Origin of the sequence: Chitinophaga rhizosphaerae (assembly GCF_003958645.1) — a bacterium.
Lineage (GTDB): Bacteria > Bacteroidota > Bacteroidia > Chitinophagales > Chitinophagaceae > Chitinophaga > Chitinophaga rhizosphaerae.
Genome location: NZ_RXLO01000001.1, coordinates 548537 through 571556, shown reverse-complemented (window position 1 = coordinate 571556; position 23020 = coordinate 548537). Strand labels below are relative to the sequence as shown.

Sequence of the window (23020 nt, the reverse complement as noted above, 5' to 3'; positions counted from 1 at the left end):
TCCTTAAAAAATCCATGCCAATTGCGCAGCTTCTTTTTTCGTAACCCTTTCCTGTTGGCCCTTTCCGTGTTTTTAGGAACGGGGGCCGGAGAAGTATCCGCACAGCGGCCAGGCAACGTTTTTACTTCCGATATCGCTCTTTTCTGGACGGCTTTCGACAGTGTGCATGCCACCCAGGACGCCGGGCGGCAGGTTGAATTGATGCAGGTTTTGTATATCGACAAGGGGACCGCCGGGCTGAAGCGTTTCATGCAGCTGCGGAACTTCGATGCACGAAAGCTGGTGGAAACCATCCGCAAATACCCGAAATTCTGGGCATCCATCCGCCAGAACACCCTACAGGTGCAGCCCCAGGTGCCCGTCATCCAACAATACATCGAAAAATTCCGGGAACTGTACCCGGAACTGCGGCCGGCCAACATGTATTTCTCCATCACCGCCATCCGCGCCGCCGGCGTGGCCATAGATTCCACGGCGCTCATCGGCACGGAAATCACCATGGGCAACAAATACACCGATGTGTCGGAGTTTCCGGATAAACGGCTGGCCAATTTCTTCCAGTCCAAAGAAACGAACAACATCATCCCCGTTTCCGTCCATGAATACGTGCATACCCAGCAGTCTACCGAAGGGAAATCCCTCCTCGGGCAATGCATTTACGAAGGCGCCTGCGATTTTGTGACGGAGCTGGTGACCGGCGAACCGCTGACCCATTCCTATATCCTGTACGGCAAGAAGCATTTGCCCGAACTGAAAGCGCGGTTCCGGAAAGAAATGTATTCCGAAGACTATTCGAACTGGCTGTACAACGGTAATAAAGTAGCCGTGGGCGACCTGGGATATTTCATGGGATACGCCATCAGTAAAGCTTATTATGAACGGTCGGAAGATAAGAAACGCGCCCTCCGCGAGATCATCTCGCTCAATTACGCCGATATCAGGGCGGTGACGGGCTTCCTCAATACTTCCGGGTTTTACGGCGAAGACCTGATTTTGTTACAGGACAAGTAATGTTCCTATGATTCGAAAATCCGCGCCTGTCCCATGACGGGCGGGGATTTTTCATGGGGGGAAATGGCTGTTCAGTGTTGAAGGACGAAAAACGTTGAAAATACACTTATTTGTTTTTATCTTACTTACTGCAACCCAAGCCCGAAAGTTCCATGTCAATACTTTCACATATCCTGGAACACAGGATCATTGCCATTGTGCGCGGCGTGAAGCCGGAAAACGTGCTCCCGCTCGCGGAAGCCATGTATGCCGGCGGGATCCGCCTGCTGGAGGTGACGATGAATTCCGAAGATCCGCTCAACGTTATCCGCGAAGTGTCGTCGAAAATGGACGGCAAAATGATCATCGGCGCCGGCACCGTTCTGGAAGCGCCCACGGCCCGCGAAGCCGCCGCTGCCGGTGCGAAATTCATCCTCTCTCCCATCCTCGAACCGTCCGTGATCGAAACCGCCCGCGAACTGGGGATCGTGAGCATTCCCGGGGCGTACACGGCCACGGAGATTTACGCGGCCTGGAAGCAGGGAGCGGATATGATAAAAGTATTCCCCGCCACGTCTCCCGCTTATATCAAGGATATTTCCGCGCCGTTGCCCAAAATGCGCCTCCTGCCCACGGGCGGCATCACACCCGAAAATATCGGGGAATTCCGGAAGGCGGGCGCAGCCGGTTTCGGCATCGGCAGCGCGCTCGTCAACGCCAATGCTGCCGTTACACCGGCATATCTGCAACAGCTGACGGAAAAATCAAGAAAGCTCGTCCACGCACTACAATCCTGATCCACCATATCGCACGTTATGAAAATCATAAGCTACGAACTCTTCCAGGTACCGCCGCGCTGGCTGTTCCTCAAAATCGAAACGGATGAAGGCATCACGGGATGGGGAGAACCCGTCATCGAAGGGAAAGCCGCTACGGTGAAAACCGCGGTGGACGAGCTGATGGAATACCTCACCGGCAAAGATCCCATGCACATCGAAGATCACTGGAACGTGATGTACCGCGGGGGATTCTATCGCGGCGGGCCCATCCTCATGAGCGCCATCGCCGGAATCGACCAGGCCCTGTGGGACATCAAGGGGAAATTCTACAACGCGCCCGTCTACCAGCTTCTCGGCGGCAAAGCGCGCGACCGCATGAAGGTTTATTCCTGGATCGGCGGCGACCGTCCCAACGAAGTCGGCGAAGCCGCCCGCAAAATGGCGGAGCAGGGATTCCTGGCGGTGAAAATGAACGCCACCGAGGAGATTCAGTATATCGACAGCTACGACAAGATCGACGCCGCCATCCGGCGCATCGCCGCGGTGCGGGAAGCCGGCGGCCCCGGCCTCGGCATCGGGATCGATTTCCACGGGCGGGTCCACAAACCGATGGCAAAAATTCTCGCTAAGGAACTGGAGCCTTTCCGGCCCATGTTCATCGAAGAGCCCGTGCTGCCGGAAAACAACGAAGACCTCCGCGAAATCGCCCGGCACGTGGCTATACCCATCGCTACCGGCGAGCGCATGTTTTCCAGATGGCAGTTCAAATCGTTGCTGATGGATGGTTATGCAGACATTATCCAGCCCGACGTGTCCCACGCCGGCGGCATCACCGAATGCAAAAAGATCATCTCCATGGCGGAAGCGTTCGATGTGGCGGCGGCACCGCATTGTCCGTTGGGCCCCATCGCGCTGGCGGCCTGCCTGCAGGTAGACGCTACCTGCCACAACGCGTTCATCCAGGAACAAAGTCTTGGCATCCATTACAACCAGGGCAGCGATCTGCTCGATTATCTGACTGATAAAACTGTGTTCCAGTACCGGGACGGCTACGTCGATATTCCGTCGAAACCCGGCCTGGGCATCGAAATCAATGAATCTCACGTCAGGAAGATGGCCGAAGAAGGCCACAACTGGCGGAACCCGGTATGGCGGCATACCGACGGCAGTGTGGCGGAATGGTAAACAGCGATGCGTATCCACTTTATGAAAACGATCAATTCCAACGTTACACCCACCAAAATCCGCTACCGCGTGCTGCTGCTCGTGTTCGTCAATGTTGTGATCAACTACATGGACCGGAGCAACCTGGCCGTAGCGGCTTCCGAAATCGACAGGGAGTTCAAATTCACGCCGGTTCAGCTGGGGCTGATTTTCTCGGCTTTCAGCTGGACGTACCTCGCCTTCCAGGTGCCCGGCGGCATTCTCGTGAACCGTTTTGCGCCGAGGGCGCTGTATGCTTTCAGTTTGATCGCATGGTCTTTGGCGACCGTCATGCAGGGATTCGCGCGCGGGTTCGTGACTTTGTTCGGGCTGCGGATGGCCACGGGCGTGTTCGAAGCGCCGGCGTTTCCCATCAACAACCGCGTGGTGAGCAACTGGTTCCCCGACCAGGAGCGCGCTTCGGCGATCGCCGTATATACTTCAGGGCAGTTTTTAGGGCTGGCTTTCCTTATGCCGGTACTTTCCACGGTCCAGCTGGAGTTCGGTTGGCGGGGATTGTTCGTGGTGACGGGTTTGATCGGGATCGTTTGGGGGCTCGTCTGGTGGGTGTGCTACCGCGATCCTTCGGACCATAAAAGCGTGAACGCAGCGGAGCTTGCGCATATCGAACGCGGTGGCGGATTGCTCGATCAGCAGCAGGCCGGCGAAAAGAAAGCCTTCCGGTGGGCGGATCTGAAAGCGGTGTTGTCGTACCGCAAGCTATGGGGCATTTACATCGGTCAATTCGCCGTGAATTCTACGTTGTGGTTCTTCCTCACCTGGTTCCCGAAATACCTGGTAGATTACCGCGGCATGGATTTCATCCAATCGGGATATTGGGCGGCGGTGCCTTACCTGGCGGCTTTCGTGGGGATTTTGTGCTCGGGGTTCCTGTCAGACTGGCTCGTGAAAAAAGGCGTTTCCCCGGCCAAGGCGCGCAAACGCCCCATCATCATCGGGCTGCTCGTTTCCGCCACGATCCTGGGCGCCAATTATGCAGACACACCCGGATGGATCATCTTTTTCATGTCGCTGTCGTTTTTCGGGGTGGGGTTTGCCTCCATCACCTGGATTTTCGTGTCGACATTGGCGCCGAAGCACCTCATCAACCTTACCGGCGGCGTATTCAACTTCATCGGGCAATTGGCGGGGATTGTAGTGCCGATCGTGATCGGGTTGCTGGCGAGCGGCGGTAATTTTGCGCCTGCACTGGTTTTTGTGGCGGTGCTGGGATTGGTGGGGGCGGGCTCGTATTTGTTTTTGGTCGGAAACGTGGAACGGATAAAAACGGAATCATGAACGATAGATATTTCATCAGTTGCGATTGGGGGACGAGCACACTGCGGCTGCGGATAATCAGCTTCGACGGATTACATGTCGTGGCGGAGGAAACTTCGGATACCGGCATTGCCAAAACCTGGCAGCAATGGCAACAGGAAGGCGGACAACGGGAAGAATTCTACGCCGGGACCCTCCTTGAACAGCTGGGCCGCCTGTCTGAAAGGTCGGGCATCGATCTGGAGGAAAAAATGGTGATGGTTGCAGGGATGGCGACTTCGAGCATCGGGATGAAGGAATTGCCTTATAGCGCGTTACCCATGTCGCTGGATGGCTCCGGATCGGGAACTTACGGTACAGGGCGTTTTCTGCTCATTTCGGGTGTGTCGGGACATAACGACGTGATGCGAGGTGAAGAAACCAAAGCCATCGGGTGCGCCGCTTATTTGCCGGCCATTCGGGAAGACGTGTTTCTCATCATGCCCGGGACGCATCCCAAGCACATCGTCGTGAATAACCACCGCGTAACGGGTTTCAGGACTTTTATGACCGGGGAAATATTCGGTCTGCTTAGTACGGAAAGCATTCTTTCTGCCTCCGTCAATACAGGCGGGAATGTCGAATCCGAAGCTTGCCGTTGGCGGTTCCAGGCGGGTGTAAGGACTGGTTTTTCAGGGAATCTGCTGCACGAGTTGTTCATGGTACGGACGAACCAGTTGTTGCAGGACATGGATCCGGAAGAGAATTGGTACTATCTCAGTGGTTTGATGATCGGGTCGGAACTGGCGGCGCTTCCGGCCGGGGTGGCCGTTTATCTCGTTGCCGGTCCCACGCACGAAGCATTGTATTCCCTGGCCTGCGAAACCCTCGGTATTCCCATCGCCGCCACCATCGATGCAGACGAGGCGCTCATCCGCGGACAATTCACCATTCTTACTTCGTCCCGCGGCCAATTCGGAAACATGTGACAAGATCGGGAGGATTTTGGTTACGGTAAATCAACGGGCCCAAAAAAAAGCAGCCTCCCTGCGGAGACTGCTCTTCATATATCGGATGTGTTTGCCTTAATTGAGATCGAAGCGGTCGAGGTTCATCACCTTGTTCCAGGCTGCCACGAAATCGTTCACGAATTTCTGCTGTCCGTCCGAACTGCCGTAGACCTCGGCGATGGCGCGCAATTCCGCGTTGGATCCGAAAACGAGATCGGCGCGGGTGGCGCTCCACTTCGGTTTGCCGGTAGCGCGGTCTGTTCCTTCGTAAATCTCCCGGGCGTCCGAGGTCGCTTTCCAGGCGGTGTTCATATCAAGCAGGTTCACGAAGAAATCGTTCGTGAGCTGGCCGGGTTTGCTGGTAAACACGCCGTAGTTCGATCCGTCGAAGTTGGTGCCGAGCACGCGCATCCCGCCAACGAGCACGGTCAGCTCGGGCGCGGTGAGCGTGAGGAGTTGCGCCTTGTCGATCAGCAGCTCTTCCGTCGATACCGGGAATTGGGGCTTGCGGTAATTCCGGAAACCATCGGCGATGGGCTCCAGGAAGCCTACGGATTCCACGTCTGTCTGTTCCTGCGAAGCGTCCATCCTGCCGGGCGTGAAAGGCACTTTCACGGCGTTCCCAGCGTCTTTGGCGGCTTTCTCCACGCCAGCCACGCCGGCCAGAACGATCAGGTCGGCGATGGATACTTTCTTGCCGTTTTTCTGCGCGCCGTTGAATGATTGCTGGATTGCTTCCAGTTTGCCCAGCACTTTCTGCAACTGCGGCGGATTGTTCACGTTCCAGAATTTCATGGGCGCGAGGCGGATGCGTGCGCCATTGGCGCCGCCGCGCTTGTCTGACCCGCGGAAGGTGGATGCCGAAGCCCAGGCCGTGCTTACGAGCTCGGATACGCTGAGGCCGCTGGCGAGCACCTGCGCTTTGAGGTCGGCGATGTCTTTATCGTCGATCAGCGGATGGTCGACCGCCGGGATGGGGTCCTGCCAGAGCAGTACTTCCGACGGAACGTCTGCCCCGAGGTAGCGGGAACGCGGGCCCATGTCGCGGTGCGTGAGCTTGAACCAGGCGCGGGCGAATGCGTCTGCGAAGGCGTCGGGGTTTTCGAGGAATCTGCGGGAGATTTTCTCGTAGATGGGATCGAAGCGGAGCGACAGGTCGGTCGTGAGCATCGTGGGTTTATGCTTCTTGCTGCTGTCGTACGCATCGGGGATAATGTCTCCCGCGTTTTTGGCGACCCACTGGTGTGCGCCGGCCGGGCTTTTGGTGAGTTCCCATTCAAACGCGAAGAGGTTTTCGAAGAAGTTATTGCTCCATTTAGTGGGCGTGGTGGTCCAGGTTACTTCGAGGCCGCTGGTGATGGTGTCTGCCCCTTTGCCGGAACCGTAGGAGTTGTGCCAGCCAAGGCCCTGCAGCGCCAGGTCTGCCGCTTCGGGTTCCGCGCCGACATGTGTGGCCGGCGCTGCGCCATGGGTTTTACCGAAGCTGTGGCCGCCGGCGATGAGGGCTACGGTTTCTTCGTCGTTCATGGCCATTCTGCCGAAGGTGTCGCGGATATCTTTTGCCGCGGCGATGGGATCGGGATTGCCGTCCGGACCTTCGGGGTTTACATATATAAGCCCCATTTGTACGGCCGCTAAAGGTTTTTCCAGGTTGCGGGAGTGATGCATCTGGCCGGGATCGTCGTCAGACGAAACCACGCCATGGTTTTCTGCTACGCCCGCGGAGCCGTCTGCATAACGGATATCGCCGCCGAGCCAGGTGGTTTCCGAGCCCCAGTAAACGTCTTCGTCCGCTTCCCAACGGTCCTGGCGCCCGCCGGCGAAACCGAAGGTTTTAAAGCCCATGGATTCCAGGGCGATGTTGCCGGTCAGGATGAGCAGGTCGGCCCAGGACAATTTATTGCCGTATTTCTGTTTGATGGGCCACAGGAGCCTGCGGGCTTTGTCGAGGCTCACGTTGTCGGGCCAGGAATTGAGCGGTGCGAAGCGTTGCTGTCCGGACCCGGCGCCGCCGCGGCCGTCGCCCACGCGGTAGGTGCCTGCGCTATGCCAGGCCATGCGGATGAACAGGCCGCCGTAATGCCCGAAGTCTGCCGGCCACCAGGGCTGCGAATCGGTCATCAATGCATGGAGATCTTTTTTTACCGCTTCCAGGTCCAGGGATTTGAAGGCTTCGGCATAATTGAAGTCTTCCCCCATCGGGTTGGAAAGCGGGGAATGCTGGCGCAGGATGTTCAGCTTCAGCTGGTTGGGCCACCAGTCGCGATTCTTGGTGCCGCCACCGCCTACATTGTGTTTCATGCTGCCGTTGTGGAACGGGCACTTGCTGATGTCATTTGATTCTTTCCCCATGTGTAAAATGTTTTTTGCGTATTAGTAGAAACAATTTCCGGTACGTTGATGTTCGGCGGTAAAATTAACCGCTTATGAATATAAAGAAAATTGATTGATTCGATTATCGAATAGATGCAGTCTATTTGACGGGCCTGTAGCGGGTTTGCAGAGCCCCGTCCCTTAATCTACGAACTATATCCATCATTATCAATCATTTTCTATCCACCGAACAAAAAAATGTAGCCAAATGGCAAAATAAATTTGTGTAGTTAAATAGCTACGATTATATTTGTAGTCAAATAGCTACATTATGAATCTGAGAAGAGATGTTTTTCAGGCTATAGCGGACCCGACAAGAAGGGCCATTCTGATGCTGGTAGCCTCCCAGTCCATGACCGCCGGCGCCATCGCCGCCAATTTCGACACGGCGCGGCCCACGGTTTCCAAGCACCTGTCCATTCTCACAGAATGTGAATTGCTGGAGCCGGAGCAGAGCGGGCGGGAAGTTATTTATCACCTCAATCCTAAAAAAATGAAAGAGATCGCGGATTTCATCGAACCGTTCCGGCAGTTATGGGAAGACAGGTTCAACAAGCTGGAGGCGATCATGAAAAACTATAAACCTAAAAAATAGTATCTTATGGAACGAAAAACCAAACTCACCGCTGAAGAAGGCAAACAGGAACTGGTGGTCACCCGGGAATTCGATTTGCCGCTGGAGTTGCTCTTTAAAGCTTATGAAGACCCCGAGATCGTGGAGCAATGGATGGGAACAAAAGTCCTCAAACTGGAAAACCACGCCCACGGCGGCTGGCAATACGAGACCAGCGATCCGAAAGGCAACGTGGTTTTCAGGGCCAACGGCGTTATCCATGAATTTGTTCCGCAACAGCGCATCACCCGTACGTTCGAGATGGAGAACACCCCGTTCCCCGTGCAGCTGGAGTTCTTCGAATTCGAATCGCTTTCTCCCGAAACCAGCAGACTGGTCATGAAGATCGTTTATAAATCCGTGGCCGACCGCGACCAGATGCTGAAACTCCCCTTTGCGCAGGGCATCAATATGGCGCACAATAAACTGCAGGAAGTCGTTAACAAACTTAAATAATCCATCATGGCACACATCGTCACCAATCCGAAAGTAGACGCCTTCATCGGCCGTGAAGATAAATGGCAGGAGGCTTTCGAATCTTTGCGCGACATATTGCTCGATTGCCAGCTGGGCGAAACGCTGAAATGGGGCGTTCCCTGTTACACGTATCAGAATGTAAACGTAGTACTGATGCATGGTTTCAAGGATTATTGCGCCTTGCTGTTCTTCAAGGGCTCCCTCCTCCCCGACCCTAACGGCCTGCTGGTGCAGCAGACGGAAAACGTGCAGGTAGGCCGGCAGCTCCGGTTCACCAACGCCAAAGACATCCGGAAACTGAAAGCGGTGATCCGTAATTATGTCCAAGACGCCATCCAGGTGGAAGCGCAGGGATTGGAGCCGCAGTATAAAAAAGTCGCGGAATTCGCGGTGGCGGAAGAGTTCCAGGTGAAGCTGGACAAAAGCGCCGCGCTCCGCAAAGCCTTCGAAGCGCTGACGCCCGGCCGGCAACGCGGCTACCTCCTCTACTTCGCGGCTGCCAAACAGGCAAAGACCCGCGCCGCCCGCGTGGAGAAATACATTCCGCAGATCATGGACGGCAAAGGGCTCGACGATTGATCCAACTTTTCCTCACATACTCACACACACTTACTATGAAAAAAAGCAGCAAAATCATTTACTGGATCGCCACCATCTGGCTGGCTTTGGGCATGCTCTCCGGCGGCATCATGCAATTGATCCAATATAAGGACTCCGTACAGGGCATCATGCACCTGGGATATCCTGCCTACTTCGTATCGCTCCTTGGCGTCTGGAAGGTCCTGGGCGTAGTGGCGCTGCTCGTGCCCGGCTTCCCCGTGGTGAAGGAATGGGCGTACGCGGGCTTTTTCTTTGCCATGTCCGGCGCCGTGATTTCTCACGTGATTTCCGGGGATGGATTCGCACAGATTGCGCCCTCCCTCTTCGCACTGATCCTCACCGTGATCTCGTGGTTCTTCCGGCCGGAGAACCGCAGGGTGCCGGCGGTTGCGTGAACATTTAACGGGACGGATGAAGCGGTAACGGGAACCTCCTGTTGCCGCTTTTTCGTTTTCGCCCATCTCAAAAATACCTTCCGGCGAAATGTTATTGTTTGACCGGGCCGGTAATTTGTTCCATCATGCCTGTTTTCTGTTTTCCATGCAGGTGCCCGGTCCCGACCTCATCGTCCCGAAGAACAATCGTTGCGTATTTACCGCCCGCCAGGCGTTGCCTTGCCCGGTCCCCGAAAAAAAACGCCCGTCTGAAAAGACAGGCGCATGGCGTATTTAATCTAAGCGCTAATCAGTTTGCAATGATTTGACGGGATTCGTGAATGCTGCCTTGAGGGAATGGAAGCTTACGGTCAGCATTGCCACCGCAATCGTGAAAATTCCCGCCAGGGTAAATACCCACCACGAAAGCGTTGTCTGGTAGGCATATCCTTTCAGCCATTCCCGCATCCCGATCCAGACGATGGGCGCAGCGATCGCCGCGGCGATGCCGATCAGGATAATGATCTCGCGCGATAGCAATATCATGACGCTGGAAGCGGAAGCGCCCAGTACTTTTCGAATCCCGATTTCCCGCGCACGGCGGACGGTGCTGTAGGCCACCAGGCCCAGCAAGCCCAGGCAGGATATGAAAACGGCGAGGATGGAAAAGTAAAGGAACAGGGTGCCGAAACGCTGATCCTGTCTGTATTGCCGGTTAAAATCTTCGTCGAGCAGCCGGTAAGAAAACGGAACGTCGGTAATCCGTTCTTTCCAGGCTTTTTCGATAGCGGCAACGGTTGCGGGAATGGACGCGGCCTGCAGTTTTACGGACATGAGCTCCCACGTATCGGCTTCGATCCGCATGCAGAGGGGCTCGATCGCCTGTTGAAGCGAATGATAATGGAAATTTTTCAAGACGCCGATGATCATGCCTTCCTTCCCCCACTGTTTGAATTTCCGGCCGATGGCAGCTTGTGGAGAAGGATAGCCGAGCATCTTCACGGCGGCTTCGTTCAGCAGCATCGCCTGCGTGGAATCGGTTTTGAAATCGGTAGAAAAAGTGCGGCCGGCTACCAGTTTCAACTGGTATTGCGGCACGAAGTCAAAATCCACGAAATACAGGTCTATATTCGTTTTCTGCCATTCTCCATGTACGTTTTCCAGTTGGGAATAAGCGCCGGAATGGTCGCGGCCCGGTACGCTGGACGAGCGGCTGACAGACTGAACGCCGGGCATTTCCCTGACCACATGGCGGAAGGTTTCCGCAGCCGCGCTCGTGCCTGTGGGCAGGATGAGCGTTTGGTCCGGATGGAAGCCGAGATCCTGGTCCTGCATGAACCGCATTTGCTTGTATACTACGATGGTGGCGATGATCAGAGAAAGTGAAATAACGAATTGCGCCACCACAAGCCCCCTGCGCATGGATACCCCATTCTTTCCTGCTACCATCCTGCCTTTCAGCACTTTCATGGGTTGGAAGGAAGATAACACCCATGCCGGATAAGTGCCGGCCAGCATCCCGGTACCGATGGCGCCGAAGAACAGGTAAAGTAACGCCCGCATACCTAAAAATTCCTGGCTGATGATCGTCTTCCCTGCCAGGTCGTTAAAAAGCGGCGTCAGCAGCAGGCAAAGGAAGAGCGATAGCAGGAACGCGAACAGGCACAGCAGCACCGATTCTCCAAGATATTGCATCACCAGCTGCCGTTGCCCTGCTCCTACCACTTTGCGAACGCCCACTTCACGGGCGCGCTCCGCGGCGCGGGCCGTAGAAAGGTTAACGAAGTTGAAACACGCGATCAGCAGGATCATCATGGCCACTATCGCAAAGATGCGGATATTGCCCTTGCTGCCGGAGGTACCGGCATACAGGCGGTGGCCCCAATTCAGGTAAACATCCTGCATCGGGATCAGATGGTATTTATAGTGCATCTGCAACTGGTCCATCATCGTCCCGATATGTTTTTCCAGGAAAGCGGGGAGTTTGGCTTCGAGGGCTTTGTAATCGGTGCCGGGTTTGAGGAGCAGGTAAGTGTAGGGTGAGTGGTTGGTCCAGTTGGTGAGCACGTTGGCGGAAACATTGTTCAGTGTCGACAGCGAAATGATGGCGTCTCCCTGGAACTGGGAGTTTTCAGGCATGGCGCGCATTACACCGGTGACCGTCACCGCCACGTTAAAATCTCCCCCCGGCAATTGCAGCGTTTTGCCCATGGGCGACGTGTTACCGAAGTATTTCATGGCCGTTTGCTCCGTGAGCACGATGCTGTTGGGCGCAGCCAGCACGCTGGCCGGGTTCCCTTCCAGCAGGTCGAAGCTGAATATGCTGAAGAATGCGGAATCGGCGAGTATAACGCGTGGTTCGACGAATTTCTTGTCGCCGTGGACCATGATCAGTCCCTGCATAGCCACGCGGGCGTAGGATTCCACTTCCGGAAAAGACGCGGCGATGGCAGGCCCTGCCGGGAACACGGAAGTTCCGTTCTCGATGGTTTCCGTGGGGGTGACGACATCGTCAGACAGGCGAACGATCCGGTCGGCTTTGCTGTGGAACGAATCGTAACTCAATTCGAAGCGGACATAGGAAAGGATGAAGAAACAGGCGGTGAGCCCGGTAGCGAGCCCGGCGATGTTGATCGCGGAAAACGACCGGTGTTTCCATAAATTCCGGAAAGCTATCTTGATGTAATTCCTGACCATGTGATAAATGTATGCAGGTTTGCGATCAAGCATCTTGCCATTTTGGAAATCCGCTATGGACGGGCGTTTGGGTTTTTCGGAAGATCGGTGGCCGTCCGGTTCCGGACACTTTACGTCCGTTGACGGACGGTCAGGTAACAAAATACCTTACCCATGACCACGACCTCCCGACCGGTTCGCTGTTCTACATGCCCCGGGAAGTACAAACCCTTTGGCAGCATGCCATTCCCGCGGCAGCTACTCCCAACGGCCGAATCAGCATTACTTTCCGGAAAATATCCTGACAATCCCCCCATCCCATAGCCCCTTTTTGCCACCGGCGTTGTCCTGTTACCGTGTTGATGCTCCAACCGGTGACCCGGCTACTCTTTTGTTTTCACTCATCTTTATCCGAAACCCACAAAATTGCCAAAATCATGAAAATCAAGCTCCTGTTGAGCGGTTGCGCCCTGGCGATGAGCGCATTGCTCTGCTCCTGCGGCAAGGAAAAAGCCGGAACGCCCGGCGCCGCCCCCCGACCCGATCAAACCCTGTCCGCCCTCCCGCCCGCTTCTTCCTATTCCGTTCCCCTCGCCGGCAACGGCTATGTGACCACCCTCGCGGCCGGCGGCGCGGAAGTGATCACCAGCAACGGCCTCGGCAACTGGACCAGCGCCAGCAGCATCGCCAGCGCCTGGTTCCGGCTCGCGCAAACCGGCACGCTGAACGTGTCTATCCGCGCCAAGGTGCCCTCGGGCTCCAGCACCATCCAGGTGACCGTTAACGGTACCAATTTCACGAAAACGATGACCGGTTCTTCCTATGCCACGCACGCCATCGGCTCCGTGACCATCGCGGCGGCGGGGTATGTGCGGGTAGACCTGAAAGGGATTTCCAAAACCGGCAGCTACTTCGGCGATGTGTCCCACATCATCATCAGTGGTGCGTCTACGGCCAGCGACGTCGTATACGCCAACGATCCCGCCAATTATTACTGGAGCCGCCGCGGCCCCTCCGTGCATATGGGCTACACGATCCCCGCGGGGAACACGGCCGAGTGGTTTTATAACGAAATGACCATCCCCTCCGGCGAAGACAAGATCGGCTCCTATTTCATGAGCAACGGTTTCTCGCAAGGCTACTTCGGGATCCAGGTCAACAGCGCCACCGAGCGCCGCGTCCTCTTTTCCGTCTGGGATCCCGGCTCGGGCAAAACCACGCTCGTGCGCAAAGGGCCTAACGTTGTCGATAATACGTTCGGGGGCGAAGGCACCGGCGGTCAAAGCTACCTGATCTTCAACTGGGCCGCAGGCACCACATACCGGTTCCTGACCCAGATCAAGCCCGACGGAACGGGCGCTTCGCTGTTCTCTTCATGGATTTATACGCCCGAAACTTCGTCGTGGCGCTTTATCGCCACCTGGAAGCGCCCCAATACCGTGACGTATTATACCGGCGCGCATTCCTTCCTCGAAAACTTCATCGATACCCGCGGCTACCTCGGCCGGAAAGTACGGTACAACAACCAATGGGTCCGCAATACCGCGGGCACCTGGTTAGAGCTGACGCAGGGCCGGTTCACGACGGATGCGACCGGCACCAACGATCAGCGCCGCGATTACGCCGGCGGGCTCGACGGCGGCAGTTTTTACCTGCGGAACGGCGGTTATTTCGCTACGTCAACCGCGTATGGTTCCACGTTTACCCGGCCTGCGCTCGGCGTGGCGCCCACCGTCAACCTGGCTACCTTGCCTTGATCAGGGCATGCGGTTGGAGCATGGGAATATCCGCCCGGGAGTGCCGGGCGGATTTTTTATGTCCTGTAAAGTGAATGTTGTATCAGATAAGCCCGCGGCGGATGGCTTCTTTCACAAGGCCGACGGTGTTTTTGACCCGCAGTTTGTGGATGATGTTCTGGCGATGGGTTTCCACGGTACGGAGGCTGATGCAGAGGCGCGCGGCGATCTCCGGGTTGGATAATTCTTCGGCGATAAGCTGGAGAATGTCTTTCTCGCGCCGGGTGAGGGGGATTTCGTACCGGCTTACGGGATGCTCGGCCAGGGCTTCCCGGACCAGGCCGTTGCGGATATGATCGTCGATGTACTTCTCTCCTTCCATCACTTTGCCGATGGCGGTAAAAAGCGCGTCCATTCCCGAATTCTTGACCAGGTAACCAGACGCGCCGCTGCGGATCATTTGCTTGACATAAGCGGGCGTATCGTGGCTGGTCAGCACCACGATCCGGATGTCGGGGAACTGTTTGTGGATTTTGCGGCATAGCTCGGGACCGGAAAGGCCGGGCATCTGGATGTCTAGCAGCAGCACATCCGGCTGGCGGGTCTGAAGCTGCTCCCACAGCGAATCGCCGTCCTGCGCCTGGAACAGTATCTGGTAATCGGGGCGCGTGGCCAGCATGGCCCGTAATCCGTTCACGACGATGAGATGGTCGTCTGCAATGGCGATGTTAATGCTATTGGACATGCAAATTTTATTTTTGGACAGCAGATGTTTTTTTGAGACCAGGGATGTACATCGGGGCTGATTTCGGGGCAAAATTAGCAGGATTCGGCCCATCAAAAGTAAGTGTTTTACGCAGAATAATATTTACGTTGCCGCACGGTAGCCCGGCGGCGGGTTTCGTGGTTCCTTTGCATTCGAAACAACGGTGCCTTTCCCTGACAAACCAACGGAGCGGCCCATCACGAAACTACGAACCCCATGCGGAAAATAACTTTTTTTATCGCCGGCCTCATCAGCCTGGCGCCCATCGCAGGATTTACGCAGGAGCTGCGCCCGCGGACCAGCGGTGAAGACCGTTTCTGGAAAAAAGCGGACGCAGTGGTGAGGAACGCTATCTCCCATACGCCGGGCAATGGCTGGGAGGTTTTCTCCGAAACGATCGACGATTCCGGGTTTCAGCCGGATAAAACACGGGCGGAAGATAATGGCCCCTATTCCTACGTCTACGAAATCACCTTCGTCCTCAACCCCCAAATCTTAAAAGCCCAACTGGATTCCGTGGCGCAGCGCATCGCTACAGCGCCCGAACGGGCCGATGAGCTGGTCAGGCAAATGGAACGCATTTCCGCCGACGCGCAATGCCGGATCGTGATGATCGTGAATTCGAATTACAGTGCATTGGGATTTTGCGCAGGGAAGCCCTCCTTCCCCACGTACCCCGCTACCATGGCCGCCGTTCGCGTGCCGGCGGGCGTTTCCTGCGATGCGGAAACCATGCTCCTCATCGGTAAGTTTTCCAGGCCGCAGACGGATATGCTCGACGGGCAGTCGGGCACCGTATCGGTCAACGGGATATTGACGGGCGGAGGGGCGTTTACGCTGCACAATGTCGAAATCAAATTCAGGGCTACGCCGGCTGTGGCGGATTATTTCACCCGGAAAACGGATATCGCCGGATTGGCGGCCCTGGTCGGTACCCAATTGCAATAACCGTTGTTAAAAAGACGGCGACGCGAAAGAACAGGACGCGGCGCATGAAGCGGCCTTGTTCGTATAAAGCATGACGGAATAATTGGGGAGCATGCGGAGAGAAGGCAGGCGATTGTAAGATGATGATACACAATCCTGCCGCATGAGCGCCGTGCAGCCTTTACGAAGGTTGTGCGGTTGTTCATTTTATCCATTTTCAGAATGCGGTTGGATAAGACGGTGTGAGATTGGGGGACCCCATTCCCATGAAACCGCTTCCCGTTTCCGTTAACCCGCAGCTGCCATTCATGAAACGGCCACCGCGGCCGGAGGTGAGTGATATTACCTTTGGTGCCATCACTGTTAAAACCTCAAAAAAATGAAACACGTAGTTAAACCCTTCGCATGCTGCGCCATTGCAGTTGTAACCCTCGCCGGGCTGAACGCCTGTAAAAAGGAACCGCCCATCCAGTCGAACGACAAAAAATTCAGCACCTCGCTTTTCAAGAAAAACCTGCAGGAAGGCCTTGCCAGTGCGCGCGGGTACCAGTTCGTCATCACGCAAAACGGACAGGTGGCCGACACGGCGGAATATGGTATTCAAACCATCGACGGCAAAAAATCGGACCTCCATGCCTTCACCAACATCGCCAGTGTCACCAAAACGCTCACGGCCGCCGCGGTGGCGCAGTACATGCTGCAAAAGGATGTGACGATCGAGTCGAAGATCGGGCGATGGCTGCCTGCTTCCTGGCCCATTCACGACAGTATCCGCAACATCACGTTCAAACAATTGATGACGCATACCTCGGGCATCAGGGGCAGCCAGACCGAATGGGAGCCGCTCATGAGCACGGTGGCATCGCCCATCACGGCGGCGAAAACCGCTGTGTACTCGAATATCAATTTCGCGTTGTTCCGCGCCATCCTTCCCAAATTGAACGATTCGGTGAAATTCCGCCAGCAGGAGCAATTGCTCGCTCCGGCCGATTTCCGCAAATGGATGAGCCAGGAATACATCCGCCTCGTGAACGTGCATGTGCTTTCGAAAGCCGGGATTCCCACACGCGGCTGCGCGCCGGTAGAAGGCAAAATGACCCAGATGATGTCTGAAGCGCCTTACCGGCTCATCGGCAGCGATTTCGGGAACTGGACGGAGAAGTGCGGCGGCGGCGGATGGGTGCTCACCACCATGGAAATGTCGCGCATCATCGTCTACCTCACGCATTCCAACAACATCCTTTCCCCGGAAGAACGCCAGTTGATGGATGATAACCGCCTGGGTTGGATCGCACGTTTCCCCGTAACCGGAGGCCTCGCTTACGGCCATGACGGCGCTTTGTACGTAGACCGAAACAAGGTGGAAGGTCTGAACTGGGGCGATGTGGGCAGCCAGACCCTCATCATCCGCCTGCCCGCGAAAGTGGAACTGGCCATGGGCATCAACTCCCTGGGGGCCGACTGGCGCAAGGTGTACGACATCGTGGCGCTTGCCTACAATAAATCCTGGAAGTAGTATTAACCGTATATCCGTGAATGAAGGCGCCCCCGGTATTCCGGGGGCTTTTTTCGTGAAAGGGGCTGGTATGATGGAGCCGATCCCGCGACTTTTTCTGCGCTGCATACAAGGAAAAGTTTATATTGGAGGACGGAAACCCTATATCCCTGACCGTTATGTACTATCCCTACGTTCATTTGACGGAAACTTCCCTGCTCCTTTTCCGGTTGTACTGCCGGATACGGCGGCAACGCAGCGGCATGAAGAATCGTTTGATCCGCATGCTGGAAAGCCTTCATCCAGGCGCAGCCGCCATTCTTTCCCCTGCCACTTTTCAACGAATGGCCGCATACCAGGAAAGCGCGGAACATATCGTATGCGGTGCCCTGGCGCGCATGCAGGGCCGGCGTCCCAGCGAAACGGAACAAACCCGTTTGCAGTTGTTGGCGGTCATCAGTACGTTGTTGCATGATTGGGTCGGCAACCATTCCGGCGATCGCTCAAGGATTTATCAGTTGACGTGCTCCCCCGCCGGATTCGAGCCGAGGGATGCCGTGGAATCGTTGCTCCGCGAGGCTTACCTCCGGCTGTTGACCATCGCCGCCGAGCCCCGCCGCGTAACGGCCCATTGCTGTGAATTATTCAATTGGGAGGAAGCGTCGGGCCGGCAGAAAGACGCCACCATTTCCGAAGCGGAACTTTTTCGCATCACCTACCACAAGCGTTTTCATGCGGTGTTGCTGTTCTATACGGTGTTTGATAAGTATCCGTCGCCCGAGGAAACGGCGATGGCATTTCCCATGGCGGGCCTGATGCAACTGACCTATGACATGGCCGATATCTGGACGGATATCCGTTCGGGTATTTATACCATTCCCATTCTTTACAGGCGATTCGGCCGGCTGGAAAGAAGGTTCCAGGCGGAAAGTGCGCGCTTCAACCAGGCCCTCGCGCGGTTGCCCTATCCGCCCGCGCGCAAACAGGAATATGCGCTGACGGTGCATGCGGTCCATGCGATGGGCTTGCTCGCCGTCCGCAGGCTGCGGAAGGAAGCCGCAGGTGTCAGGGATGTGGCGGAACTGGCTTTGCTGGGAAGGAAAAAACTGGCGTTCGGCCTGCGTAATCCGGCGATGATGTTGGCGCTGCTGCGGAAAGTCCGTGAGCTCACGAACCTCACTTCGTACGATGGCCCCACCGAGCCGGCATTGAAAAGAGATATGCGACAGTCAGCGCGGAGTTGACTTTTTCTTCGGGACCATCCACCAGGCGATAATGCCCGACAGCCAGCCCATGATAGCGGAAATCAGCAGGATTTTTTGATAAGCGGCGATATAGCCTTCCTTATACAATACCGTTACGGGACCCGTCATTTCCGCAGGTACGCCAACGGGCGGATGTGCATTGCCGAGGTTTACGGTTTCCGCCACCACAGCCGTTTTGAGCGATTCGTTCATGACGATGGGGTCCAATCCCGATCTCACATCCTTCGCAAACAACAACACGGCCAGCGCGCCGAAAATGGCCGTGGCGAACACGCTCGCGATGCGCGTCACCGCATTGTTGACGCCCGACGCCGTTCCGGATAACTGTGGCTGGAGTGAGCCCATCACGGTGGCCGTCAATGGTGCCACGGTGAAAGACATGCCCAGCCCCAGCACGAGGATCCCCGGGAAAAAGGTAGTCCAGTATGCGGAAGGGCCGGCCGTTTGCCCGACCAGCGACATGAGGAACAACCCCGTTCCCGCCAGCAGCGGCCCGCCAACGAGAAAAGGCCGCGGCCCGGATTTATCGGCCCAGCTTCCCGCCGGCCGGGCCAGCAGAATCATGAGTACGGTAAACGGCAGGAAAGTAAGTCCGGATTGCAGCTGGCTGTATCCCTGCACCTGCACCATGTTGAGGGAAAGGAACAGCATACCCGTTCCCATGGCGGCATAGAGGAAAAATGTCAATAGATTGGCACCGGAAAAAGTGCGGTTCCGGAATAGCCGCAACGGCAACATGGGATGCGGGGATTTTATTTCCACCACGATGAAAGCCCCCAGCAGCACAATTCCCGCCGCAATAGCGCCCCACGATTGCCAATGATTGAAACCGTATTCGGGCATCCGTAAAAAACCGAAAGTCAGGGAAGCGAGCCCCAGCGCAGTTAGCGCCCCGCCCAGGTAATCGATGCCGCCGGTAGCCGACGCATCCCGCTGTTCGGGAACGTGGCGGCGCAAAATGAACAGCGACACCAGTCCCAGCGGAACATTGATGAAAAAGATGTACCGCCATAGCCCCGCATCCGCCAAAGCCCCTCCCAGCACCGGTCCTCCCATGGTCACCAGCGTCGTAAAGGCAGACCAGGTGCCGATCGCTTTCCCCTTTTCATTTTCATCCACCGAAGAAGACAACAGCGACAGGCTCCCCGGGATCATGAGCGCCCCGCCCCCGCCCTGCACCACCCGGAAAAGGACGAGCTGCTCCACCGTTCCCGCCAGTCCACATGCCGCAGAACCTGCGATGAAAATGAGGATCCCCGTCATAAATACGCGCTTGCGCCCCAACCTGTCGCCCAGCGCTCCGCCAACAAGGATGAGCGCCGCGAGCATGAGCAGGTAGGCGTTCAGGACCCAGAACAGCCCGGCCGCGGTGGCCTGTAACTGGTCCTGCAGGGATGGCAGCACCACGTTCAGCGCGGTACCGTCTATAAATGCCATGGAAGACGCCAGGATGGTGGCGGCCATTACGTTCCGGCCTGTGGGTGAGGATAGCGGGTAAGTCGACATCGTATTCTATTAACAGTCAATCCCCGGAAATGTTCCCCTTAACTCATACCCATGGCCTCGTAAAACTGTTTTACGTAAGTATCGCCAACGGGGACCATGTGCTGGCCCATGAAAATCCGCTGTTTCTCCACGCTGTCGATCTTGTTCATGGCTACGATGAAGGATTTGTGCACCCGGATGAACTGCCGTGGCGGCAATGCTTCTTCGAAACTCCGGAGATTTTGGAGGGTGAGGATTTTTTGCGTAGCCGTCTGGATGGCCACGTAATTGCGGAGGGCTTCCACGAAAAGGATTTCGCTGAAATTGAGGCGGATGATCCGCTTGTCTGTACGGATGAAAATGAAATCCGGCTGCGCGGCTACTACCGGTTGCTGCGCCTGTTTACCCGTCACTTTTTGGACGGCTTTCACGAACCGGTCGAACGGAACGGGCTTGAGCAGGTAATCGGCCGCATCGTACTGGAACCCGTCGAGCGCATATTCGTCGTACGCCGAAACAACGATCACGGCCACGTCTGTCTGTCGCAGCTGCATGAATTCGATACCGGAAAGCTCCGGCATCTGGATGTCGAGGAAAACGAGCTTGACGGAAGGCTCGTTGCGAAGGAAGGCCAAGGCTTCCAGCGGATTGTTGAAAGTGCCTGCCAGCGAAAGTTCCGGCATTTTCCGGATGAATTCGGTGATAACCTGGACGGCCAGCGGCTCATCGTCCACCACTATGCATTGAATGGCCATTTTCCCAATGAATTTGCAGGTGACTGGAATATTCCTGTTCCGTTTCGCGGATGGTAAGTTCGTATTGACCGGGATAGACCAGCTCGAGGCGCTTCCGGACATTGACGAGCCCGATGCCGCCGGACTGGTCTTTGCGCTTTCGGGTCTTGAAATTGCGGACGGTAAACCCGAACCCTTCGCCCGAGCAATCCACGCTGATCTCCACCGGCTGCTCCGGCCGGTTGGCCACGCCATGCTTGAAAGCGTTTTCCACGAACGGGACCAGCAGTAGCGGTGCGATCCCGAATGCAGCCGGATCGCCGGAAACCCGCATGCGGACACAGTCCTGGCATCCCGTGCGCAAACGCTGCATCGCGATGAAATCTTCCAGGTACCGTAGTTCGTCAGACAGCCGGGTGCGATAACCCGCCACCGGCGGCTGTTCCGTCATGTATTCCAGTATCTGGGAAAGCGTATGTGCGGCAACTACCACTTGTGGCGAGCGCACCAGCGCCAGGCTATAAATGCTGTTGAGGCTGTTCATGAGGAAATGCGCGTTCAGCTGCATCTTGAGGATGGCGAACTCGGCGTCCTGTTTTTGCAGCGCAAGTTGTTTCCGCCGTTTGTCTTCCGCCAGCCAGGCGAAAAACAGTACGTACGCCAGCGCCGCGCAAAGTACGATAGCGTTGGTCCAGATTTCGGTGCGTACATACATCCAGAAAGTTTTGTAGAGCGGCTTACCGTCGCGGGATCCTAATAGCAGCACTTCATCCCGGAAAAAATGATCGGCCACCGTAAACTTCGCGAGCGTTGCAACGGCAAGGAGCAATATCAGTCCGGCCGCGAGCCGTCCCCATTTGCGGTGTTCCAGGAATTGCGGGAAAACGAGCCGGATGGCGGTATAGAACAGCGCGAAATTCAACAGTCCGAACACGCCGCGGTTAATGTGCAGGTATCGGAACGAAAGGGGGGTGAATGCGCGCGGCATCCCCAGGATGCTGAGGCCGTACATCACGAGCATCCACAACACGAGCAATGCGGCGAATTCCCGGAGGCGACGGAGGTGGTCAGGCCGGTCCGGCATACAGCGGGGTTTTAAAACGGCGCATATTGGCGGTACCCGGCAGCCAGGCCGCCAATCGTTGTAAAAATGAAATTCCGGCGGAGGAACTGAGCGCCAGTTCGTCTTCCCCTATTTCAAGCTTCAACATCACGGGCAGGCCGTTGTCGGAACGGGCGAGCAGCTTTTCCGCGGCGGTTTGCAGCAGCAGGGGCGTTACGTACCGGCCGGTGGTGGGGCCGGTCATATGCAGGCTTACCTGCTGGCCGGGGAAGAGCCGGTTATGCAGTTTGAGGTAGATATTGAAATAGTACAGCTCCCGGTCGAGGGGGGCTTTGTCGAGCTTCACGCCTTTGTCGTACAGCATATACCGCAGCAGTTCAGACAGTTGAAGGATGGCTTCGGCGCCTTCTTTTTCCCTTTTCTCTTCCGTTTCCAGCAACGATTTGATGGCTTTCAGCTTACGGAGCAGCAGCCCGGTCGAAACCTGCATCTGCGCGAACTGTTTCCCCGCGGCGGCCGCTTCCAGCTCCAGCCGGCGGCTTTGGCGGTCGCCCGTGCGCCACATGAGGAAGACGTAATACGCATAGGCGGCGAAACCCACCAGTATCCCCGTTTGCAGGCTGATGCGCAGGTAGCTCCAGAAACTGTGATAACTTTTTTTGGCCCCGATCATGGCAATAGCGAGCTGGAGTATTTCGTCCGGCCAGATATGTCCGGCGCCATATTTCAGGAAGCAGAAACCCAGGATCACGGCAAAACTGATCAGCAGTGCCCTGGCCGTTCCCAGGCGGGCATGCAACGGGTAGACCGCGAACGTGAGGATGTAAAAGAGGTGGAAGTTGATGAATCCGTAGACGAAGAAACGGACGAGGGTGTACCGGAGGCCTAAAGGACTGGAAATGTTACCTTTGAGCATGGGGAATGCATACAATAGCACCAGCGCCATCCAGACGGCGAGATGAATCCAGTACCTATATGTTTTTTGTGTAGGCATGAGATGCTAAGATACGCGATATCAGGGCTTTACAGGCGATTTTTTTTCATCCCCGCGATTTGCCGGATTGTACCTGCGGGAAGCCGGTACGTACAATTTTGACCTTTTGAATGGAACGCCGCGATTATTTTGGTGGGGTCATGAGGCTCATTTCAACCGATCAAAGACCAACCAACGAAAGAATCAACCAAATCTCCAACCAT

General features: G+C 56.1%; 20 protein-coding genes. 13 read left to right on the top strand and 7 right to left on the bottom strand.

Annotation, left to right across the window (positions count from 1 at the left end):
- The first annotated feature begins 21 nt into the window (after nucleotides 1–21).
- The 5 genes from EJ361_RS02220 (at nucleotide 22) to EJ361_RS02200 (ending at nucleotide 5218) form a co-directional block, all read left to right on the top strand.
- Complete coding sequence (locus tag EJ361_RS02220) at nucleotides 22–1011, top strand: gliding motility protein GldB-related protein (protein WP_126243710.1); 990 nt, start codon at nucleotides 22–24, stop codon at nucleotides 1009–1011.
- A gap of 152 nt (nucleotides 1012–1163) precedes the next feature.
- Nucleotides 1164–1787, top strand: coding sequence for a bifunctional 4-hydroxy-2-oxoglutarate aldolase/2-dehydro-3-deoxy-phosphogluconate aldolase (locus tag EJ361_RS02215; RefSeq protein WP_126243709.1), 624 nt, complete (start codon nucleotides 1164–1166; stop codon nucleotides 1785–1787).
- 18 nt (nucleotides 1788–1805) lie between these two features.
- Entirely contained in the window at nucleotides 1806–2954 is a 1149-nt protein-coding gene (dgoD, locus tag EJ361_RS02210; RefSeq protein WP_126243708.1) for a galactonate dehydratase, read from the top strand.
- A gap of 21 nt (nucleotides 2955–2975) precedes the next feature.
- Nucleotides 2976–4271, top strand: a complete 1296-nt coding sequence (locus tag EJ361_RS02205; protein WP_126243707.1) for an MFS transporter — start codon at nucleotides 2976–2978, stop codon at nucleotides 4269–4271.
- Nucleotides 4268–5218: a 2-dehydro-3-deoxygalactonokinase gene (locus EJ361_RS02200; RefSeq protein ID WP_126243706.1), complete on the top strand. Its 951-nt coding sequence runs from the start codon at nucleotides 4268–4270 to the stop codon at nucleotides 5216–5218. Before EJ361_RS02205 ends, EJ361_RS02200 begins: the two co-directional genes overlap by 4 nt.
- Nucleotides 5219–5314: 96 nt before the next feature.
- Here EJ361_RS02200 and katG read toward each other — a convergent pair whose 3' ends face one another.
- Nucleotides 5315–7591, bottom strand: coding sequence for a catalase/peroxidase HPI (katG, locus tag EJ361_RS02195; RefSeq protein WP_126243705.1), 2277 nt, complete (start codon nucleotides 7589–7591; stop codon nucleotides 5315–5317).
- Nucleotides 7592–7883: 292 nt separating this feature from the next.
- Between katG and EJ361_RS02190 the strand changes: the two genes are divergently transcribed.
- Genes EJ361_RS02190 through EJ361_RS02175 form a run of 4 tightly spaced genes read left to right on the top strand, consistent with a single transcriptional unit; the run spans nucleotide 7884 to nucleotide 9697 of the window.
- On the top strand, nucleotides 7884–8207 hold the full coding sequence (locus EJ361_RS02190; protein ID WP_126243704.1) for an ArsR/SmtB family transcription factor: 324 nt from the start codon (nucleotides 7884–7886) through the stop codon (nucleotides 8205–8207).
- Nucleotides 8208–8213: 6 nt separating this feature from the next.
- Nucleotides 8214–8681: an SRPBCC family protein gene (locus EJ361_RS02185; protein ID WP_126243703.1), complete on the top strand. Its 468-nt coding sequence runs from the start codon at nucleotides 8214–8216 to the stop codon at nucleotides 8679–8681.
- A gap of 6 nt (nucleotides 8682–8687) precedes the next feature.
- Nucleotides 8688–9281 (top strand): YdeI/OmpD-associated family protein, encoded by a 594-nt coding sequence (locus tag EJ361_RS02180; protein ID WP_126243702.1) that lies wholly within the window; start codon nucleotides 8688–8690, stop codon nucleotides 9279–9281.
- Nucleotides 9282–9316: 35 nt separating this feature from the next.
- The gene (locus tag EJ361_RS02175; RefSeq protein WP_126243701.1) at nucleotides 9317–9697 is read left to right on the top strand and encodes a DoxX family protein; all 381 of its coding nucleotides are present in this window, start codon (nucleotides 9317–9319) and stop codon (nucleotides 9695–9697) included.
- Nucleotides 9698–9982: 285 nt separating this feature from the next.
- On the opposite strand, the gene EJ361_RS02170 is transcribed toward EJ361_RS02175, so the two are convergent.
- Nucleotides 9983–12406: an ABC transporter permease gene (locus EJ361_RS02170; protein ID WP_240646522.1), complete on the bottom strand. Its 2424-nt coding sequence runs from the start codon at nucleotides 12404–12406 to the stop codon at nucleotides 9983–9985.
- Nucleotides 12407–12789: 383 nt separating this feature from the next.
- Here EJ361_RS02170 and EJ361_RS02165 point away from each other — a divergent pair, with 383 nt between their 5' ends.
- The gene (locus EJ361_RS02165; RefSeq protein ID WP_205686904.1) at nucleotides 12790–14109 is read left to right on the top strand and encodes a DUF3472 domain-containing protein; all 1320 of its coding nucleotides are present in this window, start codon (nucleotides 12790–12792) and stop codon (nucleotides 14107–14109) included.
- An 82-nt stretch (nucleotides 14110–14191) separates the two neighbouring features.
- Here EJ361_RS02165 and EJ361_RS02160 read toward each other — a convergent pair whose 3' ends face one another.
- Nucleotides 14192–14833 carry a response regulator gene (locus EJ361_RS02160; protein ID WP_126243700.1) on the bottom strand — a complete coding sequence of 214 codons (642 nt, stop codon included), beginning with the start codon at nucleotides 14831–14833 and terminating at the stop codon, nucleotides 14192–14194.
- A 237-nt stretch (nucleotides 14834–15070) separates the two neighbouring features.
- Here EJ361_RS02160 and EJ361_RS02155 point away from each other — a divergent pair, with 237 nt between their 5' ends.
- The 3 genes from EJ361_RS02155 (at nucleotide 15071) to EJ361_RS02145 (ending at nucleotide 18520) form a co-directional block, all read left to right on the top strand.
- Nucleotides 15071–15802, top strand: a complete 732-nt coding sequence (locus tag EJ361_RS02155; RefSeq protein WP_126243699.1) for a hypothetical protein — start codon at nucleotides 15071–15073, stop codon at nucleotides 15800–15802.
- Nucleotides 15803–16160: 358 nt separating this feature from the next.
- Entirely contained in the window at nucleotides 16161–17297 is a 1137-nt protein-coding gene (locus EJ361_RS02150; protein WP_126243698.1) for a serine hydrolase domain-containing protein, read from the top strand.
- A gap of 242 nt (nucleotides 17298–17539) precedes the next feature.
- Nucleotides 17540–18520, top strand: a complete 981-nt coding sequence (locus tag EJ361_RS02145; RefSeq protein ID WP_126243697.1) for a hypothetical protein — start codon at nucleotides 17540–17542, stop codon at nucleotides 18518–18520.
- Here the strand turns inward: EJ361_RS02145 and EJ361_RS02140 are convergent.
- Genes EJ361_RS02140 through EJ361_RS02125 form a run of 4 tightly spaced genes read right to left on the bottom strand, consistent with a single transcriptional unit; the run spans nucleotide 18506 to nucleotide 22817 of the window.
- Nucleotides 18506–20047, bottom strand: coding sequence for an MFS transporter (locus EJ361_RS02140; protein ID WP_126243696.1), 1542 nt, complete (start codon nucleotides 20045–20047; stop codon nucleotides 18506–18508). The genes EJ361_RS02145 and EJ361_RS02140 overlap by 15 nt on opposite strands.
- Nucleotides 20048–20085: 38 nt before the next feature.
- A complete protein-coding gene (locus tag EJ361_RS02135; RefSeq protein ID WP_126243695.1) occupies nucleotides 20086–20781 on the bottom strand; it encodes a LytR/AlgR family response regulator transcription factor in 696 nt (231 codons plus the stop codon).
- Nucleotides 20750–21844 (bottom strand): sensor histidine kinase, encoded by a 1095-nt coding sequence (locus EJ361_RS02130; RefSeq protein WP_126243694.1) that lies wholly within the window; start codon nucleotides 21842–21844, stop codon nucleotides 20750–20752. Before EJ361_RS02130 ends, EJ361_RS02135 begins: the two co-directional genes overlap by 32 nt.
- Entirely contained in the window at nucleotides 21828–22817 is a 990-nt protein-coding gene (locus EJ361_RS02125) for a histidine kinase (RefSeq protein ID WP_126243693.1), read from the bottom strand. The genes EJ361_RS02130 and EJ361_RS02125 overlap by 17 nt, the downstream gene beginning before the upstream one ends.
- Nucleotides 22818–23020: the final 203 nt, after the last annotated feature.